Here is a 16,166-nt window from a genome sequence, read left to right on the forward strand (position 1 = left end):
GCCAGGATCCCGATCGTGATCATCAGCTGGTTGAGGGAGAGCATCCGCCCCCGGATGCCCTTCGGCGAGATCTCCGAGAGGTAGATCGGGACGGTCGCCGACGCGGCGCCGACCGCCAGGCCGAGGACGAGCCGTCCGGCCAGCAGCACCCCGTAGCCGGGCGCGAAGGCGGCGACGGCCGTGCCGACGAGGAACACCAGGCCCTCCAGGCGGAGCGCCTGCCGCCGCCCGTACCGGTCGGCGAGCCGCCCGGCCATCAGCGCCCCGGCCATCGCGCCGAGCACCAGGACGCTGACCACGCTGCCCTGCTCGAAAGAGTTCATGTGGAAGTCGGACCTGATGAACAGCAGCGCCCCGGAGATCACGCCGGTGTCGAAGCCGAACAGGAACCCGCCGACCGCGACGAGGAACCCCCACAGCCGGATCCTGCGCAGGCCCGCCGCCGGAACCTCGGTCAGCGGCCCCTCGCTGACGGGGGCGACGGAGAAGCCCTGCACATCATCCCCCTGTGATCGGCCGGCGTCCGCTCGCACGGACCTGTACCCCCGGCCGGCGAAGGGACCTATTCGGTTGGAATGCGATGCACAAAGCATTCTTTGGACCCGCTCGGGCGCGGGTGCGCGCCCGGCCCCGCCCCGAACAGGGGAGCGTCCCCCCGGAAGCCGATCATGGTTATCCGGGGCGGGCCTCGGGAAGATCCCCCGGGAACCGACGGGGTGACTGCGGAGGCGGGCGGCACGGTGACGAGCACGCGGCGCGAGACCGGGCCCGGGCCGGCGGGACCGGAACGCCCGGGCGCCGGCGCGAAGCCCATGGCCATGCTGGTCGTGGCCACGATCGGGTTCGCCGTGAACTTCTGGGCGTGGGCGCTGCTCAGCCCGCTCGGCCCCCGGTTCAAGGACTCCCTGGAGCTGACGTCGTTCGAGCAGTCGCTGCTGGTCGCCGTGCCCGTGGTGGTCGGGTCGGTGGGACGGATCCCGGTCGGGGCGCTCACCGACCGGTTCGGCGGGCGGGTGATGTTCCCCGCCGTGTCGCTCATCACGATCGTCCCCGTCCTGTATCTGGGGCTGCTGGGCCATTCGTCGCTCGCGGCGCTGCTGATCGGCGGGTTCTTCCTCGGCGTCGGCGGGACGGCGTTCGCGGTCGGCGTCCCGTTCGTCAACGCGTGGTTCCCGCCGGAGCGGCGCGGCTTCGCGATCGGCGTGTTCGGCGCCGGGATGGGCGGCACCGCGATCAGCGCGCTGACGACGGTCAAGGAGGTCGACCGCTACGGGATCGAGTTCCCGTTCGAGGTGATGGCCGCCCTGCTCGCCGTGTACGCCGCGGTGGCCTGGCTCGTCCTGCGGGAGGCGCCCGGGCGGACGCCGCCCGCCGAGCCCCTCGCCAAGCGGCTGGCCGAGACGATGCGGATGGGCGTCACCTGGCAGATGTCGGCACTGTACGCGGTGGCGTTCGGCGGCTACGTGGCGTTCTCGGTGTACCTGCCGACGTACCTGAAGACGCAGTACGGCCTGACGCAGTCGGACGCGGCGAACCGGATGGCGGGGTTCGTGCTGCTCGCCGTGGTGATGCGCCCGGTCGGCGGCTGGCTGTCGGACCGCGTCGGCGCCGTGCGGGTGATGCTCGTGGCCCTGGCGGTGACGGTCGCCGGCGCGGCCGTGCAGGCGTTCGCGCCGCCGCTGATGCCGCTCGGGACGATCGCGTTCCTCGCCATGGCCGCCGCGCTCGGCGCCGCCAGCGGAGCGACGTTCGCCCTGGTGGCGCAGCTGGCGCCCGCCGGCCGGGTGGGGGCGGTCACCGGCGTGGTCGGCGCGGCGGGCGGCCTCGGCGGGTTCGTCCCGCCGCTGGTGATGGGCTCGATCTACGGCGCCTACGGCTCCTACGCCGCCGGTCTCGCGCTGCTCGCCGTCGTGGCGGCGGGCGCCGCGGTGTTCACCGCCACGGTCGTCCGCCGGGCCGGGGGTGGTGCTGCGTCGGGCGCGGGCGGGCGGTAGCGTCCCGTCAACCGTTCCCGATGACGCCGTACTCGTAGCCCGGAGGCCCCTCGTGCTCGCCGTCACCGCCGCCGACGTCCGGATCTTCCTGCACGTGCTCGCCGCGACGATCTGGGTCGGCGGGCAGATCACGCTCGGTGCGCTCGTCCCGGCGCTGCGCGGCTACGAGGGCGTCACCAAGGTCGCCGCGCGGCGCTTCAACATGATCGCCTGGCCGGCGTTCGGCGTCCTCGTGCTGACCGGGATCTGGAACCTCACGGCGGGCGACCTGGGCGGCGCCGCGCAGCGGACGCTCGAGGTGAAGCTGGTGTTCGTGCTGCTGTCCGGGGTCGCCGCGTTCCTGCACACCCGCGCCACGTCCAAGGCCGGGCTCGCCGCCTGGGGCGCGCTCGGCGCCGTGGGGGCGCTCGCCGCGCTGTTCTTCGGCGTCCAGCTCGGCTGATCCGCGCTCGGGGGAGGGCCGCCGCGCACCGGGCGGCGATCACGTCCAGGGCGTCCAGCGGCCCGGGCGGCCCGCCGACCTCGAATCGTCTAGGTTTGCCCCATGAGCGACGCTGTGGCGGTGGGGCTGGTCGGCGCGGGTCCCTGGGCCGGGATGGTGCACGCGCCCGTGCTGGCGGCGGGCCCGTCCACGCGGCTCGCGGGGGTGTGGGCGCGGCGGCCGGACGCGTCCGCCCGGCTCGCCGCCGAGCACGGCGCGCCCGCGTTCGCCCGGATCGAGGAGCTGTTCGACGCGTGCGAGGCCGTCGCGTTCTGCGTCCCGCCGGACGTGCAGGCGGGCCTCGCCGCCCGCGCCGCCCGCGCGGGCAAGGCCGTCCTGCTGGAGAAGCCCCTCGCGATGGACCTGGACGGCGCCCGCCGCCTGGCCGCCGCCGCCGCCGTCGCCGAGGCGGGCGTCGTCTCGCAGATGGTGTTCAGCCTCCGCTACTCGCGCGCCGCCCGCGCCTTCGTCGACCGGGCGCGGGCCCTGGAGCCCTTCGGCGGCCACGGCACCTTCATCACGTCGGGGCTGAAGGGCGGGCCGTTCGCCACCCCGTGGCGGCTGGAGAAGGGCCCGCTGCTCGACTACGGCCCGCACATCATCGACCTGCTGGACGCCGCGCTCGGCCGGGTCACCGCCGTCCACGCGCACGGCGACCGGCTGGCCTGGGTGGCGCTGACCCTGGAGCACGAGGGCGGCGCGACGAGCCAGGCGTCCCTGTCGATGGCGCGGGAGGACGAACCCGTCCCGCCCCGCGTCGAGGTCTACGGGCGGAAGGGCACCGCCCAGATCGACTGGAGCGAACTGGACGACGACGCGTTCCCGGTGATGGCCGCCGAGTTCGCCGCCGCCGTCCGCGGCGGGCCCCGGCCCCCGCTCGACGCCGCCCACGGGCTGCGCATCCAGGAGATCCTCGCCGCGGCGGAGGCGCGGCTCACCGGCTGAGCCCCGCCGGGATGCCATGCTTGATCTCATGGCACGAACCATCGAAGAGGTCCTCGCCGACGCCCGTGACCGGCTGGAACGCCTCGACCCGGCGCAGGCCCACGCGGAGTCGCTCGACGGCGCGGTGCTGGTCGACATCCGTCCCGCCGCGCAGCGGGCGGACGAGGGCGAGGTGCCCGGCGCGCTCATCGTGGAACGCAACGTCCTCGAATGGCGGTTCGACCCCGCGTCCGACGCCCGGCTGCCCCAGGCGACCGGGCATGGGCTGCGCGTCATCGTGCTGTGCAGCGAGGGCTACACCTCCAGCCTGGCCGCCGCGTCGCTGCACGACCTCGGGCTGACCCGCGCCACCGACGTCATCGGCGGCTTCCGCGCGTGGCGCGCCGCGGGCCTCCCCACGACGGGCGGCGCGGTCGCCGCGCACTGACCAGGGCGTGGGAGCGGCCGGGTCCCGGGGCCGGTGCAAGGGAGTGGTTTCCACCTCGGGACCCGGTCGTCCCACTGTCCTCGCGGTGCTGGGTCGCCGCGTCGGAAACGACCGGGGGCGTACGGCCTGAATCCCTCTGGACGAACGCGAGGAATTACGAGCCTAACTCCGCGCGTCAGCACGACGTAATGACACGGTGCTTACAGTTGTTTCCCACCGCTGTACAGAGCATCCCGTGGCAAATTCACCCACCGGGAATCGGGCCCCGCCGGTGATGCGGCCGACGTCCAGACCACAATGGGACACATGAGAGCGGTGGTCGTCTCCGACACCCACGCGCCCCGGCGCTGGAAGGCGTGCCCGCCGCGGGTGGCCGAGCACCTGCGCGGCGCGGACGTGATCCTGCACGCGGGCGACGTGTGCACGGCGTCCGTCCTCGACGAGCTCGCCGCGTACGCGCCCGTCCACGCCGTCCTCGGCAACAACGACGGGCCGGACGTCGCCGCATGGGGCGCGCCCGAGCGCCTCGAACTCGACCTCGACGGCCTCGCGGTCGCGATGGTCCACGACAGCGGCCAGGCCCGCGGCCGGACGGCCCGGATGCGCCGCTGGTTCCCCCGCGCCGACCTCGTCGTCTTCGGGCACTCGCACATCCCGCTGGACGAGACCGGCGACGGCGTCCGCATCTTCAACCCCGGGTCGCCCACCGACCGGCGCCGCCAGCCGCACGGCACCATCGGCCTGCTCGACGTCCACGCGGGCCGCCTCACCAGCGCGAAGATCGTCCCCGTCACCTGACGCGGCGACGCGGGAGTGGGGGAAGACCGCGGGCCTCGGTCACGCGGCGAGGAACGAGCCGAACGGCAGGTTGCGCACCAGCCAGAACAGCACGATGGTCCCGAAGAGCGCCCAGATCAGCGCGGGGTGGGACGCCTTCGTCCGGGTGGGACGGTCCCGGGCCCGCGCCAGCGCCCACCGGACCCAGAAGAAAGCCAGAAGCGGAAGCGCCGCCACGGTGAGGACGTTCAGCCCGAGCGCGTCGTCGACACGGCCGTGGGCGAGGGCGTGGACGGTCCGCAGCGAGCCGCAGCCCGGGCACTGCAGCCCGGTCAGCGACAGGAACGGGCAGGTCGGGTAGTGGCCGTCCTCGTTCGGATCGACCGAGGCGACATAGGAGACGGCCGCGACCGCCGCGACCAGGACGGCGCCCGGCCGGAGCAGGCGGAGCGCCCCCGCGACCGCGGCGCGGTCGCGGGGTCCCCCCTGGGTTCCGGACGGCCGCCCGCCCGGCCGGAGCGGGGCGGCCCGGCGGACCGGCTCCACGGCTCAGCTGGCTATCGAGAGGTTGTAGATGAGGGACAGGACGCCCGCGATCAGGCCCAGGACCACGGTCACGGTGAGCCACGTCTTGGCGTTCTTGGACGCCTTGTACGCGCCGGCCTGGTCCCCGGCGGCCCACTTGGAGTTGACCTGCGAGGAGAAGACGATCGACACGATCCCGACGGGGATGCAGCAGAAGATCGTCGCCAGGATCGTCCAGACGAGGTAGTTCGGGGGCGGGCTGCCGGCTCCGTACTCGGGACCGGCGGGCGGCGGCGGTGGGTAGGCCATGGGAGGAACCTCCGTGTGTGGGCTGGGTAATCCAAGTAGGTAGATGGTCGCCGGGCACGTCAAGTTCCCCCGAGATGCCGGGAATCCGTCCGGCGGGGCAGCGCCGGGCGGCGGTTTGACGCGACGGCCCGAAGCGCGTAGCTTAACCGGCCGCGTCCGATCACGTGCGATATTTTGAGAAAGGTCCGATTTGACAATCGGGCCGGATCTGATGGAATGATCGGTCGGCTGTATTCGGCGAGAATGGCCGCTGAAAGCATCGTGGCGGAAGCCTTCCGCACGATGATTCTTCTCACTCTTTCGCACATCGCCGCGACAAGGAGTCGCGTCGATTTCGGGTCGCCGTCGGCGCGTGTCGTGGAGCCGCAAAGTAGGCTGCAGGGGTTGCAAGGGTCCACGAACCATCTTCGAGAACAGTGACGGACGTGATGAGCGCGGAAGACGACGCCCGCGGCGGTGATGACCGTGAGCGGCGGGGCGACAACGGGAGGCGGACACCGCCCGCCCGTCGTGGGGGCGACGCCCGTGGCGGCCCCGGAGGCCCCGGCTCCCGCAAGGGCGGCGGCCCTCGGGGAAACGCCCCCCGCGCAGGCGCGCCCCGCGCCGGCGGCCCGAGAGCGGGCGGCCCCAAGGCGGGGCCGAAGTCGGGCGGGCCGAAGGCGGGCGGCTTCCGCGCGGGCGGGCCGAAGGGCGGCGGCCGCGGACGTCCTGCCACCGGCGGCTGGAAGGACCGGGAGCGGACGGACCGCGACCGGACCGACCGGGAGGCACGCGGCAAGCGCGACGACCGCGCGCCGGGCCGTCCGTTCAAGCGCTCCGACGACCGCGACCGGCGCGGCGCCCCGCGTGAGGGACGCTCCGGCGACCGCCGGGAAGGCCGTCCTGCCGGGCCCCGCGGCCCGCGCACCGGCCAGGGCCAGAGCCAGGGCCAGAAGCGCTGGTCAGGCGGCGGTCAGCGGCCGGCCGGTGGTGGTGGCGGCCCGCGGCGCGAAGGGCGTCCGGGCGGCCCCCGGACGGGCGGCGGCCAGGGCGGCGAACGCCGCTACGAGGGACGCCCCCAGGGCCGCCGGTTCGGCGGCAAGCGCGAAGGGCGCCCGGGAGACCGCGACCGGCGCGGCGGCGGACGCCCCTCCGGCCCGCCCCGCGACCGCGACGACCGGCGCGCGCGCTACGACGAGCGTGAACGTCCGGCACCGGCGCACGACGACCCGATCCTGCCCGACGACGTCACCGGCGAGGAACTGGACGCCGACGCCCGCATCGAGCTGCGCACACTCCCGAAGGACCTGGCCACGAAGGTCGCCCGCCACCTGGTGATGGCCGGGCGGCTCGCCGAGGACGAGCCCGAGCGGGCCTACAAGCACGCGCGGGCGGCGCGGCGGCTCGCCTCGCGGGTCGGGATCGTCCGGGAGGCGGCGGGCATCGCGGCCTACCACGCGGGCGAATGGGCCGAGGCGCTCGCCGAACTGCGGGCCGCGCGGCGGCTCAGCGCGGGCGACGACGCGTACCTGCCGGTGATGGCCGACTGCGAGCGCGGGCTGGGCCGTCCCGAACGCGCCCTCGACCTGATCAAGTCGCCGGAGGCCGCGAAGCTCGACGCGATGGGACGCGTCGAGCTGCGCATCGTGGAGTCGGGCGTCCGCCGCGACCTCGGGCAGCATGACGCGGCCGTCGTGACGCTGCAGATCCCCGAACTCCGCGACCGGCGGCTACGCCCGTGGTCGACGCGCCTGTTCTACGCCTACGCGGACGCGCTGGCGGAGGCCGGACGCGAGAGCGAGGCGGCCGACTGGTTCGCCCGCGCCGCCGCGGCCGACCGCGACGGCGAGACCGACGCCGCCGAACGGTACGCCGAGATCGAGGGCCTCCACATCCTCGACACCGAAGAGGCCGAGGAAGCCGAAGAAGCCGAGGAAGCCGGGGAAACCGAAGAGACCGGGGAAACCCAGGAGGCCGAGGCGGTCGAGGACGCGTCGCCGGTCGACATCGAGTTCAGGCCCGCCGAACCCGAGACGGTGGAGACCCCGGACGACGCGGCCCCGGACGCACCGGCCCTCTTCCTGGAGCCGAGACCCGAAGGCGAGGAGCAGCCCCCGCAGGGCGGGTGACGCCGTCAGGCGTGCCTGTCCAGGGCGTGCATGATGCCCGCGACGTTGCTCTCGGCGCTGTTCAGCACCTCGTACTTGGCGGCCAGCTCCGGGTCGGCGCCGTCGCGCGTGATGGCGTAGCGGTCCCTGGTGCGGTCGGCGACCATCGCGACCGCGTGATCGAGGTCGAGGCCCCGGTCGCGGGCGTCCCGGACGGTGTCGACCCAGATCCGCAGCTCCTCGGCCGACCGCTCCAGCGTCTCGCCGACCTCCGCGACGGGCCCGTAGTGCGCGAACAGCAGCCGCTGCGGGCCCAGCGCCCGGAACAGGCCGAGCGAGGTCAGCGCGGTGTCGAGGTCGAAGTCCGGCGGCGGCGTCGCGGGCCGCACGTCCGCGGTCTCGGGGATGTAGATCCCGGCGGCGTCGCCGACGTACAGGTCGCCGGTCGCCGAGTCCACCAGGCCGACGTGGTGCTTGGCGTGGCCGGGGGAGTAGTGCGACTCCAGCCGCCGCCCGCCGCCGAGGTCGACGGCGCCGGTGTCCTCGACGGCCCGGATCCGCGCCGCGTCGGTCGGCTTCAGCTCGCCGAACAGCGTGTCGAGGCTGTCGCCGTACACCATCCGGGCGCTGCGCATGAGCCGCTCCGGGTCGGCCAGGTGCCGGGCGCCCTTCTCGTGGACGACGACCTCCGCGCCCGGGTACATGCGGGCGATGTCCCCGACGCCGCCCGCGTGGTCGAGGTGGATGTGCGTCACCACGACGGACGCCAGATCGCCCGGCCCGACGCCGAGCTCGCTCAGCGCCCGCCGCACGACGGGGGCCGAACCGGCCGTGCCCGGCTCCACCAGGCACGGCCGGTCGGACAGGATCAGGTATCCGGCGGTGATCCCGGTGTAGCCGGCCATCCGCGTGTCGATCTCGTAGACGTCCCCGCCGAGCGGCGTGATCGTAGTCGTCGTGTCCATCGTCCGATGATCGCCCCCGACGGCCCGGCCGGGCCACCCGCCCCGGCCGCGGACCTCACGGATCGAGGAGGCGCAGGACCAGCCCGGTGCGGGGCTTGGGGCCGAACGACGTCGACTTGCGGGGCACGCGTTCGCCCTCGCCCGCGACGGCCAGGACGTCCTCCACCTTGAGCGGGTTCAGGAGGACGGCCGTCCCGCCGGCGCGCCGCGCGCGGGCGATGGCGGCGGACGCGTCGTGGTGCACGATGTCGATGGCGTCCTCGTTCTCCGGGACGCTCCACACGTCCCCGATGAGCAGATGGTCGAGGACGGCCGTGTCCAGCCCGCGCCACCGCGCCGAGTGCCCGGACGGCATGGCGCGGGCCAGCGCGCCGGGATCGGGGCCGGTCAGCAGGTGAAGGACGCCCCCGCCGCCGAGCAGGAACGCGGGACGCGGCGCCCCGTCGAGGGCCTCCAGCGCGGCGGCCTCGTCCGTGAAGTCCGTCACGCGGAACACCTTGCGCGCGCGTTCCACGGCCTGGTCGGGCGGGAGGCCCGGCAGGACGCGGTGGATCGCGTCCAGGTTCGGCGGGTAGCGGGTCGAGTCGACCAGCATCGCCAGCCCGGCGTCCCAGGGCCCGGGCCCGTCGCCGCCGGAGCGGTGCCGTGCCTGCAGAGCGCGGTAGGTGGCGTACCTGTGGTGGCCGTCGGCGATGAGCGCCCGCCTGTCGCGCAGGTCGGCGGCGACGCGCGCGTGGAGGGCGGGGTCGGCGATGCGCCAGAGCCGGTGGGTGAGCCCGTCGTCGGCGAGGAAGTCCATCAGCGGCGTCCCGGCGGTCGCGTCGTCGACGATCCGCGCCGCGTCGCCGCCGCCCTCGTACACCAGGAAGATCGGCTCCAGGTTGGCGTTCGCGGCGGTCATCAGCGCGAGCCGGTCGCGGACCGGCCCCGGGAAGACGTTCTCGTGCGGCAGGACGACCCTGTCCGCCTCGGCGCGCAGCCCCAACGCGCCGATCAGGCCGCGCTGCAGGACCGTCTCGCCGTCGGCGGCCTCGTAGACGTACAGGGCCGGGTCGGCGTCGATGGTGAGCGCGCCCTCGGCCAGCCACCGGCGCAGCCGCCGGCCCGCCGTGTCGTAGCTCTCCCCGGCCGCGCGCGGCAGGTTCAGCCGGACGATGTTGTGCCCGCCGCCCGCCAGCAGCCGCGTCGCCGCCGCGTCGTCGATCAGGTCGTAGGGCGGCATGGTCACCGACGCCGGATCGCCGGCCACCTCGGGGACGAAGCGGACGCCGCGGAACGGCGCCAGCTCCAGGCCGCCGCCGGTCCGCGGCCCGGACGTCCCGAAGACGCGGGCGCTGAACTCCTCCGGGGCGAGCCCGTCCGGATCTAACCGGTCAAGGTAGGGCCCGTCCGGACCGGTTCCGGAGGGGAGGTCGTCGTCCATTCTGGGCATGCTAATGGTCGGAGGGCGTCCGGATGCCCGGCGGGTACGGTCGATTTCCGAGGGGAGGTCCATATGAGTCATCAAGGGCCGGAACGGCCGGAGGATTCCCCGCGGGACGATCCCGGCGGGCAGGCCGACCCGCCCGCCGGAGGCGTGTACGAGTGGTACACGCGGGGGCTGGAGCTGCTCAGGGCCGGCAGCGCGGGGGCGGCGCTGCAGCTGCTGACCAGGGCCGCCGACGCCGAGCCCCGCTCGCACAGCATCCGGGAGGCGCTCGCCCGCGCCCAGTTCGGGGTGCGGCAGTTCGACGCGGCGGCGGAGAGCTTCCGGTGGATCGTCGAGGAGGAGCCCGCCGAGGACTACGCCCGGTTCGGGCTCGGGCTGGCCCTCAGCCGGATGGGCGACTTCGAGGGCGCGGTGGAGCATCTGGCGCTCGCCGCGGCGATGCGCCCCGAGAACCGCGACTACGCGAAGGCGCTCCAGCACGCCAGGGCCACCCTCAAGTTCCGGCGCTGAAAGCAGAGATGACGAACTTCTTGAAAGGCAGCGGCCGGCCCCTGTGCGAGGCGTACGACGTCGCCCTGCTCGACCTCGACGGGGTCGTCTACATCGGCCGCAGGCCCGTCCCGGCGGCGGCCGAGTCGCTCGCCAAGGCCCGCGCGGCGGGGCAGCGCCTCGCGTTCGTGACCAACAACGCCTCGCGGACCCCGTCCGCCGTCGCGGAGCTGCTCACCCACGTCGGCGTCCCGGCGGACGCGGCGGACGTGGTGACCTCCGCCCAGGCCGCCGCCCGGCTGCTCGCCGAGCGGCTGCCCGCCGGGTCCGAGGTCCTCGTGGTCGGCGGCATGGGCCTGCGGCACGCCCTGTACGCGCAGGGCCTGCGCCCCGTGTCGACCGCGTCCGGACGGCCCGCCGCCGTCGTCCAGGGCTTCCACCCCGACATCGGCTACGGGCTGCTGTCCGAAGGCGCGCAGGCCGTCGCCAGGGGCGCGCTGTTCGTCGGCTCCAACGGCGACCTGACCATCCCCGGCGGCGACGGCCCCCCGCATCCTGGGAACGGCTCCCTGCTCCGCGTGATCAGCTCCGCGACGGGCGTCGAGCCGATCGTCACCGGCAAGCCCGAACGGCCGCTGCACCAGGAGTCGGTGCTGCGCACCGGCGCGCGGCGCCCGCTCGTGGTCGGCGACCGCCTCGACACCGACATCGAGGGCGCCCGCAACGGCGACGCCGACAGCCTCCTGGTGTTCACCGGCGTCACCGACCCGGTGCGGGCTCTCACCGCCCCGCCGAACCGCCGTCCCACGTACCTGGCCCCCGACCTGACCGGGCTCCTCGTCCCGCACCCGGAGATCGTCAGCGACGGCGGCGCCCACCGCTGCCGCGGCTGGACGGCCCGCCGCGACGGCGAAGCGTTCACGATCGACGGCTCGGGCGACCCCTACGACGGCCTCCGCGCCCTGGCCTCCGCCGCCTGGGAAACACAAACACCCCCACCCACAAAGGCTCTCACAGACGCGCTGGAGCACCTGGGCCTGTAACGACCTGAGCCACCACCGCCGAACCACGCAACGACCTCAACGCTTGCGATCGCGTCCGAGGGCAGGTTTCGAGCCTGCGAGAAACCTGATCGCGCAGCGAGCCGCCAGGAGAGACGGAGCGATGCAGCGATCGCGCCGCGTTTCTCGACGATGGAGGGCCCCCAGGGCCCGAAGGAGGAGAAAAACGCAATTCAAAGCAGCTTGCGGAGGCGGAGGAGGTCGAAGATGCTCGCCTCGATCTTGAGCCTGCCCTCGGCCCACGCCCTGGTGGGGTTCAGCTGCTCGGCGGCCATGGCGACGAGGTCGTCGCTGTTCACCGTGAGGCGGACCTGCGCGTCCCGCGGGTCGCCGTCGAGCTCGAACGGGTCGAGCCCGCCCGCGTGGAGCCGGGTGCGGTAGGCCAGCCCGAGGTCCGGGACGTGGCAGCTGATCGTCCGCTCGACCACGTGCTCGGCGAGCCGGTCGGCGTCCACCTCCGCCAGGCGCGCCGCGATGCGGCCGAGCGCCGCGCGGCACTCCTCCTCGTTCGCCATGGTCAGGCCGTTCCCCGTTCCCTCGACAACGATGTCGTTCAGGGACGGTAGCGTTCGGGATGAGGCGGAGGCGACTCGTCCGCGGGCGCGGAGGGTCCACCTGGAGGTGAACGTGATGTCCGACGAGGCCGCGGAGGTGCCGGCGGTCCCGGTGGCGGGGCACGCGGTGGAGCCGCCGCCCGCCCCGGAGGAGCCGGAGTTCCCGGCCGTCCCGCCGCCCGACCCGACCGGCGACCCGCGGGTGGACGCCGCCGTCGCCCGCCTCGGCGAACTCGGCGCGCGGCCCGTCCCCGAGCACGTGGAGATATACGAGGACGTCCACCAGCGGCTCCAGGAACTCCTCGCCTCCGCCGACCAGGACGAGCCGCAGCCCGCGCAGGTGCCGCAGCCCGCGCGTCCCGCCTTTCCCGACGTGCTGCGGCCGCGTCCATGAGCCGGGCCGATGAGCGCTAGGCGCCGCCTGGACGCGGAGCTGGTCCGGCGCGGCCTGGCGCGGTCGCGGGAGCACGCGGGCCGGCTGATCGGCGACGGGCGGGTCCGGGTCGGCGGGCGGACGGCGGAGAAGGCGGCCACGCAGGTGGAGACCGGCGCCGCGATCGTCGTGGCCGACGCCGACGGCGGGCCCGACTACGTCTCGCGCGGCGGCCACAAGCTCGCGGGCGCCCTCCAGGCATTCGAGGACCTCCGGGTGAAGGGCCGCGTCTGCCTGGACGCCGGCGCGTCCACCGGCGGGTTCACCGACGTCCTGCTGCGGGCCGGCGCCGCGCACGTGTACGCGGTGGACGTCGGCTACGGGCAGATCGCCTGGTCCCTGCGCACGGACGAGCGCGTCACCGTCCTGGAGCGCACGAACATCCGCGACCTGACCCCCGACATGCTCGGCGACACGCCGCCCGGTCTCGTCGTCGGCGATCTGTCGTTCATCTCGCTGAAGCTCGTCCTCGGGCCGGTGCGCGCGTGCGCGGCGCCCGCCGCCGACTTCGCGATGATGGTGAAGCCGCAGTTCGAGGTCGGCAAGGACCGGGTCGGCGCGGGCGGCGTCGTCCGCGACCCGGAGCTGCGCGCCGGCGCGGTGCGCGGCGTCGCCGACTACGCGCAGACGCTCGGCCTCGGCGTCCGCGGGGTGACGGCGAGCCCGCTGCCGGGCCCGTCCGGGAACGTGGAGTACTTCCTGTGGCTGCACGCGGACGCCCCGCCGCTGGACGACGCCGACCTCGCCAAGGCCATCGCGGATGGCCCGCAATGATCGACTTCAGCCCGCGGCGCGTACAGAAGGCGTCCGAACCGGGAACGTCCCCAGGAGGGACGTTCGTCCAGACGTCCGTACGCGAGATCGCGGCGGGGAGTGGGGCGAGAGCATGAGCAAGAGGTCGGTGCTGGTCGTCACGCACACCGGGCGGCCCGAGGCGGTCCGCAGCGCTCAGCTGGTCATCGAGCGGCTCAGCGAGGCCGGGATCTGCGTCCGGGTCCTCGACGGCGAGGCCGCCGCGATCGGCGCCGCGGGCGTGGACGTCATGCCGAGCAGCGCGGCCGCGGCCGAGGACGCCGAGGTCGCCATGGTCCTCGGCGGGGACGGGACGCTGCTGCGCGCCGCCGACCTGACCCGCACCGCCGGGACGCCGCTGCTCGGCGTCAACCTCGGCCACGTCGGGTTCCTCGCCGAGGCGGAGCGCGACGACCTCGCCGCCACCGTCGACCGCGTCGTGACCCGCCGCTACGACGTCGAGGAGCGGATGACCGTCGACGTCACCGCCCGCCTCAACGGCACCGTCATGGGCGCGACGTGGGCGCTGAACGAGGCGAGCATCGAGAAGGCCGAGCGGGAGCGGATGCTGGAGGTCGTCGCCGAGATCGACGGGCGCCCGCTGTCGAGCTGGGGCTGCGACGGGGTGGTGTGCGCCACGCCGACCGGGTCGACCGCCTACGCGTTCTCCGCCGGGGGCCCGGTGGTGTGGCCCGAGGTCGAGGCGATGCTGGTCGTGCCGATCAGCGCGCACTCGCTGTTCGCGCGCCCGCTGGTGGTGTCGCCGCGCTCGCTGGTCGCGGTGGAGGTGCTGCCCGGCACGCCGCGCGCCGTCCTGTGGTGCGACGGGCGCCGCACGCTCGACCTGCCGCCCGGCGTCCGGGTCGAGGTCAGGCGCGGCGCCGAGCCGGTGCGGCTCGCGCGGCTGCACCTCACCCCGTTCACCGACCGGCTCGTCACGAAGTTCGGGCTGCCCGTCACCGGCTGGCGCGGACGGGTCAGGCAGCCCGCCCATCCGTCCCCTCCGCTGGGGGACTCGCAGGTCTCGGACGCCCCGCCGCTCGGCGGGGAGGCGCCCGGCGATCAGAGGGGATAATCTCCACTGGCACTAATCCGACGAAGTCGCCCGGGTGCGCGCGGGGGGCCCGCCCCCCTTCGGAAGGCACCGAGCCGGGATCTGTTTGCGGAGGGTTGTGACGCTGGTGCGTCCGATGGTGGATGAGGTGCGGATCGAGGGCCTCGGGGTGATCGACGAGGCGGTGCTCGACCTGTCTCCGGGTTTCAACGTCGTGACCGGAGAGACCGGGGCGGGCAAGACCATGGTGGTCACGAGCCTCGGGCTGATGTTCGGCGGGCGCGCCGATCCGCAGCGGGTGCGGCCCGGCGCGGACCGCGCCACCGTCGAGGGCCGGATCATCGTCGATCCCGGCGGGCGCGTGGTGGAGCGGGTGGAGGAGGCCGGCGGCGAGCTGGACGACGGCGCGCTGATCGTCACCCGGTCGGTGTCGGCGGAGGGCCGCTCCCGGGCGTTCCTCGGCGGCCGGTCCGTCCCCGTGAACGTGCTGATCAACCTGGCGGACGACCTGGTCGCTGTGCACGGGCAGTCCGACCAGCAGCGGCTGCTGCAGGCGTCCCGGCAGCGCGGCGCGCTCGACCGGTACGCGGGCGGCGCGCTGACCAAGCCGATGCGCGCCTACACGGCCGCGTACCAGCGGCACCGGCAGGTCACCGCGCTGCTGGACGAGCTGACCACCCGCGCCCGCGAGCGCGCCCAGGAGGCGGAGATGCTCCGCTTCGGCCTGGAGGAGATCGAGAAGGTCGACCCGAAGGAGGGCGAGGAGGCCGACCTCGCCGCCGAGGAGGAGCGGCTCGGGCACGCCGACGCGCTGCGCGGCGCCGCCGACACCGCGCACGAGGCGCTGCTCGGCGACCCGTCCGCCGCGATCGAGGCCGCGAACGTGACGAGCCTGCTCGGCCAGGCCCGCAACGCGCTCGACGCCGTCCGCGACCACGACCCCGAGCTGGCGGGGCTCGCCGACCGGCTCGCCGAGGCCGGGTACCTCGTCAACGACGTCGGCACCGACCTCGCCGCCTACGCCGAGTCCGTGGACGCCGACCCGGCGCGGCTCGCCGTCGTCCAGGAGCGGCGGGCCGAGCTGACCGCGCTGATCCGCAAGTACGGCGGGACGGACGCCACCGCCGCCGAGGTCCTGGAGTGGGCGCGGCGGTCGGCGGCGCGGCTCACCGAGCTGGAGGGCGACGACGACCGCATCGAGGAGCTGCGCGCCGAGCACGCCGAGCTGACCGAGCGGCTCGCCGCCGAGGCGGGGGAGCTGACCGAGGTCCGCACGCGCGCCGCCGAGCGGTTCTCCGACGCCGTCACCGAGGAGCTGACCGCGCTGGCGATGCCGCACGCCCGCGTCAGCGTCACCGTCACCCCGACCGGCGAGTACGGCCCGCACGGCGTCGACGAGGTCGAGGTGCGGCTCGCGCCGCACCCCGGGTCCAAGCCGCTGCCGCTGCACAAGGGCGCGTCCGGCGGTGAGCTGTCCCGCGTGATGCTCGCGATCGAGGTCGTGTTCGCGGGCGCCGACCCGGTCCCGACGTTCGTGTTCGACGAGGTGGACGCGGGCGTCGGCGGCAAGGCCGCGGTGGAGATCGGGCGGCGGCTGGCGCGCCTGGCCCGCAACGCGCAAGTGATCGTCGTCACGCACCTGCCGCAGGTCGCGGCGTTCGCCGACCGGCACCTGCTGGTGGAGAAGTCCGACGACGGGACGGTCACCAGCAGCGGCGTCACCGCCCTCGACCAGGAGGGCCGCGTCCGGGAGCTGTCGCGGATGCTCGCCGGCCTGGAGGATTCCGAGCTCGGACGCGCCCACGCCGAGGAACTCCTCGCCATGGCGTCCGCCGAGCGGTAGC

General features: G+C 74.7%; 18 protein-coding genes. 12 read left to right on the top strand and 6 right to left on the bottom strand.

The window, feature by feature from the left end; all coding sequences use genetic code 11:
• Window positions 1-497: MFS transporter (locus tag E1264_RS08560; protein WP_207935793.1), on the bottom strand; the 497-nt coding region annotated here is incomplete at its 3' end.
• Window positions 498-716: 219 nt separating this feature from the next.
• Here E1264_RS08560 and E1264_RS08565 point away from each other — a divergent pair.
• The 5 genes from E1264_RS08565 to E1264_RS08585 all read left to right on the top strand — a co-directional run bounded on the left by E1264_RS08565 (window position 717) and on the right by E1264_RS08585 (window position 4,645).
• A complete protein-coding gene (locus tag E1264_RS08565) occupies window positions 717-1,994 on the top strand; it encodes an MFS transporter (protein ID WP_347813371.1) in 1,278 nt (425 codons plus the stop codon).
• A gap of 52 nt (window positions 1,995-2,046) precedes the next feature.
• Complete coding sequence (locus E1264_RS08570; RefSeq protein WP_132171377.1) at window positions 2,047-2,436, top strand: hypothetical protein; 390 nt, start codon at window positions 2,047-2,049, stop codon at window positions 2,434-2,436.
• A gap of 102 nt (window positions 2,437-2,538) precedes the next feature.
• Window positions 2,539-3,420: a Gfo/Idh/MocA family oxidoreductase gene (locus tag E1264_RS08575; RefSeq protein ID WP_132171379.1), complete on the top strand. Its 882-nt coding sequence runs from the start codon at window positions 2,539-2,541 to the stop codon at window positions 3,418-3,420.
• A gap of 28 nt (window positions 3,421-3,448) precedes the next feature.
• Complete coding sequence (locus tag E1264_RS08580) at window positions 3,449-3,847, top strand: rhodanese-like domain-containing protein (protein WP_243710824.1); 399 nt, start codon at window positions 3,449-3,451, stop codon at window positions 3,845-3,847.
• A gap of 306 nt (window positions 3,848-4,153) precedes the next feature.
• A complete protein-coding gene (locus E1264_RS08585) occupies window positions 4,154-4,645 on the top strand; it encodes a metallophosphoesterase family protein (RefSeq protein WP_132171383.1) in 492 nt (163 codons plus the stop codon).
• 39 nt (window positions 4,646-4,684) lie between these two features.
• Here E1264_RS08585 and E1264_RS08590 read toward each other — a convergent pair whose 3' ends face one another.
• A complete protein-coding gene (locus E1264_RS08590) occupies window positions 4,685-5,170 on the bottom strand; it encodes a DUF2752 domain-containing protein (protein WP_243710825.1) in 486 nt (161 codons plus the stop codon).
• Between the two features lie 3 nt (window positions 5,171-5,173).
• Complete coding sequence (locus E1264_RS08595) at window positions 5,174-5,458, bottom strand: CD225/dispanin family protein (protein ID WP_132171385.1); 285 nt, start codon at window positions 5,456-5,458, stop codon at window positions 5,174-5,176.
• 428 nt (window positions 5,459-5,886) lie between these two features.
• On the opposite strand from E1264_RS08595, the gene E1264_RS45180 reads away from it, so the two are divergent.
• A complete protein-coding gene (locus tag E1264_RS45180) occupies window positions 5,887-7,566 on the top strand; it encodes a hypothetical protein (RefSeq protein WP_243710826.1) in 1,680 nt (559 codons plus the stop codon).
• Window positions 7,567-7,571: 5 nt separating this feature from the next.
• On the opposite strand, the gene E1264_RS08605 is transcribed toward E1264_RS45180, so the two are convergent.
• Together E1264_RS08605 and E1264_RS08610 are read right to left on the bottom strand one after the other, a co-directional pair.
• Window positions 7,572-8,510, bottom strand: coding sequence for an MBL fold metallo-hydrolase (locus E1264_RS08605; protein WP_132171387.1), 939 nt, complete (start codon window positions 8,508-8,510; stop codon window positions 7,572-7,574).
• Window positions 8,511-8,565: 55 nt separating this feature from the next.
• Window positions 8,566-9,933 (bottom strand): DUF1015 domain-containing protein, encoded by a 1,368-nt coding sequence (locus E1264_RS08610; RefSeq protein WP_347813372.1) that lies wholly within the window; start codon window positions 9,931-9,933, stop codon window positions 8,566-8,568.
• A gap of 72 nt (window positions 9,934-10,005) precedes the next feature.
• Here E1264_RS08610 and E1264_RS08615 point away from each other — a divergent pair, with 72 nt between their 5' ends.
• Together E1264_RS08615 and E1264_RS08620 are read left to right on the top strand one after the other, a co-directional pair.
• Entirely contained in the window at window positions 10,006-10,449 is a 444-nt protein-coding gene (locus E1264_RS08615) for a tetratricopeptide repeat protein (protein WP_132171391.1), read from the top strand.
• A gap of 8 nt (window positions 10,450-10,457) precedes the next feature.
• On the top strand, window positions 10,458-11,471 hold the full coding sequence (locus tag E1264_RS08620; RefSeq protein WP_132171393.1) for an HAD-IIA family hydrolase: 1,014 nt from the start codon (window positions 10,458-10,460) through the stop codon (window positions 11,469-11,471).
• Window positions 11,472-11,662: 191 nt separating this feature from the next.
• On the opposite strand, the gene E1264_RS08625 is transcribed toward E1264_RS08620, so the two are convergent.
• Window positions 11,663-12,004 (bottom strand): SCP2 sterol-binding domain-containing protein, encoded by a 342-nt coding sequence (locus tag E1264_RS08625; protein ID WP_132171395.1) that lies wholly within the window; start codon window positions 12,002-12,004, stop codon window positions 11,663-11,665.
• 115 nt (window positions 12,005-12,119) lie between these two features.
• On the opposite strand from E1264_RS08625, the gene E1264_RS44505 reads away from it, so the two are divergent.
• The 4 genes from E1264_RS44505 to recN all read left to right on the top strand — a co-directional run bounded on the left by E1264_RS44505 (window position 12,120) and on the right by recN (window position 16,165).
• On the top strand, window positions 12,120-12,437 hold the full coding sequence (locus tag E1264_RS44505; protein ID WP_132171397.1) for a hypothetical protein: 318 nt from the start codon (window positions 12,120-12,122) through the stop codon (window positions 12,435-12,437).
• Window positions 12,438-12,446: 9 nt separating this feature from the next.
• Window positions 12,447-13,250 (top strand): TlyA family RNA methyltransferase, encoded by an 804-nt coding sequence (locus tag E1264_RS08635; RefSeq protein ID WP_132171399.1) that lies wholly within the window; start codon window positions 12,447-12,449, stop codon window positions 13,248-13,250.
• 112 nt (window positions 13,251-13,362) lie between these two features.
• The gene (locus tag E1264_RS08640) at window positions 13,363-14,343 is read left to right on the top strand and encodes an NAD kinase (protein ID WP_132171401.1); all 981 of its coding nucleotides are present in this window, start codon (window positions 13,363-13,365) and stop codon (window positions 14,341-14,343) included.
• A gap of 115 nt (window positions 14,344-14,458) precedes the next feature.
• Window positions 14,459-16,165: a DNA repair protein RecN gene (gene recN, locus E1264_RS08645; protein WP_132171403.1), complete on the top strand. Its 1,707-nt coding sequence runs from the start codon at window positions 14,459-14,461 to the stop codon at window positions 16,163-16,165.
• Window position 16,166 lies beyond the last annotated feature (1 nt).

Source organism: Actinomadura sp. KC216 (genome assembly GCF_004348535.1).
Lineage (GTDB): Bacteria > Actinomycetota > Actinomycetes > Streptosporangiales > Streptosporangiaceae > Spirillospora.

Excerpts from the sequence above, each read along its gene's own strand:
- E1264_RS08575 (WP_132171379.1), top strand. The coding sequence starts at position 2,539 with ATGAGCGACGCTGTGGCGGTGGGGCTGGTCGGCGCGGGTCCCTGGGCC.
- E1264_RS08580 (WP_243710824.1), top strand. The coding sequence starts at position 3,449 with ATGGCACGAACCATCGAAGAGGTCCTCGCCGACGCCCGTGACCGGCTG.
- E1264_RS08585 (WP_132171383.1), top strand. The coding sequence starts at position 4,154 with ATGAGAGCGGTGGTCGTCTCCGACACCCACGCGCCCCGGCGCTGGAAG.
- E1264_RS08595 (WP_132171385.1), bottom strand. The coding sequence starts at position 5,458 with ATGGCCTACCCACCGCCGCCGCCCGCCGGTCCCGAGTACGGAGCCGGC.
- E1264_RS45180 (WP_243710826.1), top strand. The coding sequence starts at position 5,887 with ATGAGCGCGGAAGACGACGCCCGCGGCGGTGATGACCGTGAGCGGCGG.
- E1264_RS08605 (WP_132171387.1), bottom strand. The coding sequence starts at position 8,510 with ATGGACACGACGACTACGATCACGCCGCTCGGCGGGGACGTCTACGAG.
- E1264_RS08610 (WP_347813372.1), bottom strand. The coding sequence starts at position 9,933 with ATGGACGACGACCTCCCCTCCGGAACCGGTCCGGACGGGCCCTACCTT.
- E1264_RS08615 (WP_132171391.1), top strand. The coding sequence starts at position 10,006 with ATGAGTCATCAAGGGCCGGAACGGCCGGAGGATTCCCCGCGGGACGAT.
- E1264_RS08620 (WP_132171393.1), top strand. The coding sequence starts at position 10,458 with ATGACGAACTTCTTGAAAGGCAGCGGCCGGCCCCTGTGCGAGGCGTAC.
- E1264_RS08625 (WP_132171395.1), bottom strand. The coding sequence starts at position 12,004 with ATGGCGAACGAGGAGGAGTGCCGCGCGGCGCTCGGCCGCATCGCGGCG.
- E1264_RS44505 (WP_132171397.1), top strand. The coding sequence starts at position 12,120 with ATGTCCGACGAGGCCGCGGAGGTGCCGGCGGTCCCGGTGGCGGGGCAC.
- E1264_RS08635 (WP_132171399.1), top strand. The coding sequence starts at position 12,447 with ATGAGCGCTAGGCGCCGCCTGGACGCGGAGCTGGTCCGGCGCGGCCTG.
- E1264_RS08640 (WP_132171401.1), top strand. The coding sequence starts at position 13,363 with ATGAGCAAGAGGTCGGTGCTGGTCGTCACGCACACCGGGCGGCCCGAG.
- recN (WP_132171403.1), top strand. The coding sequence starts at position 14,459 with ATGGTGGATGAGGTGCGGATCGAGGGCCTCGGGGTGATCGACGAGGCG.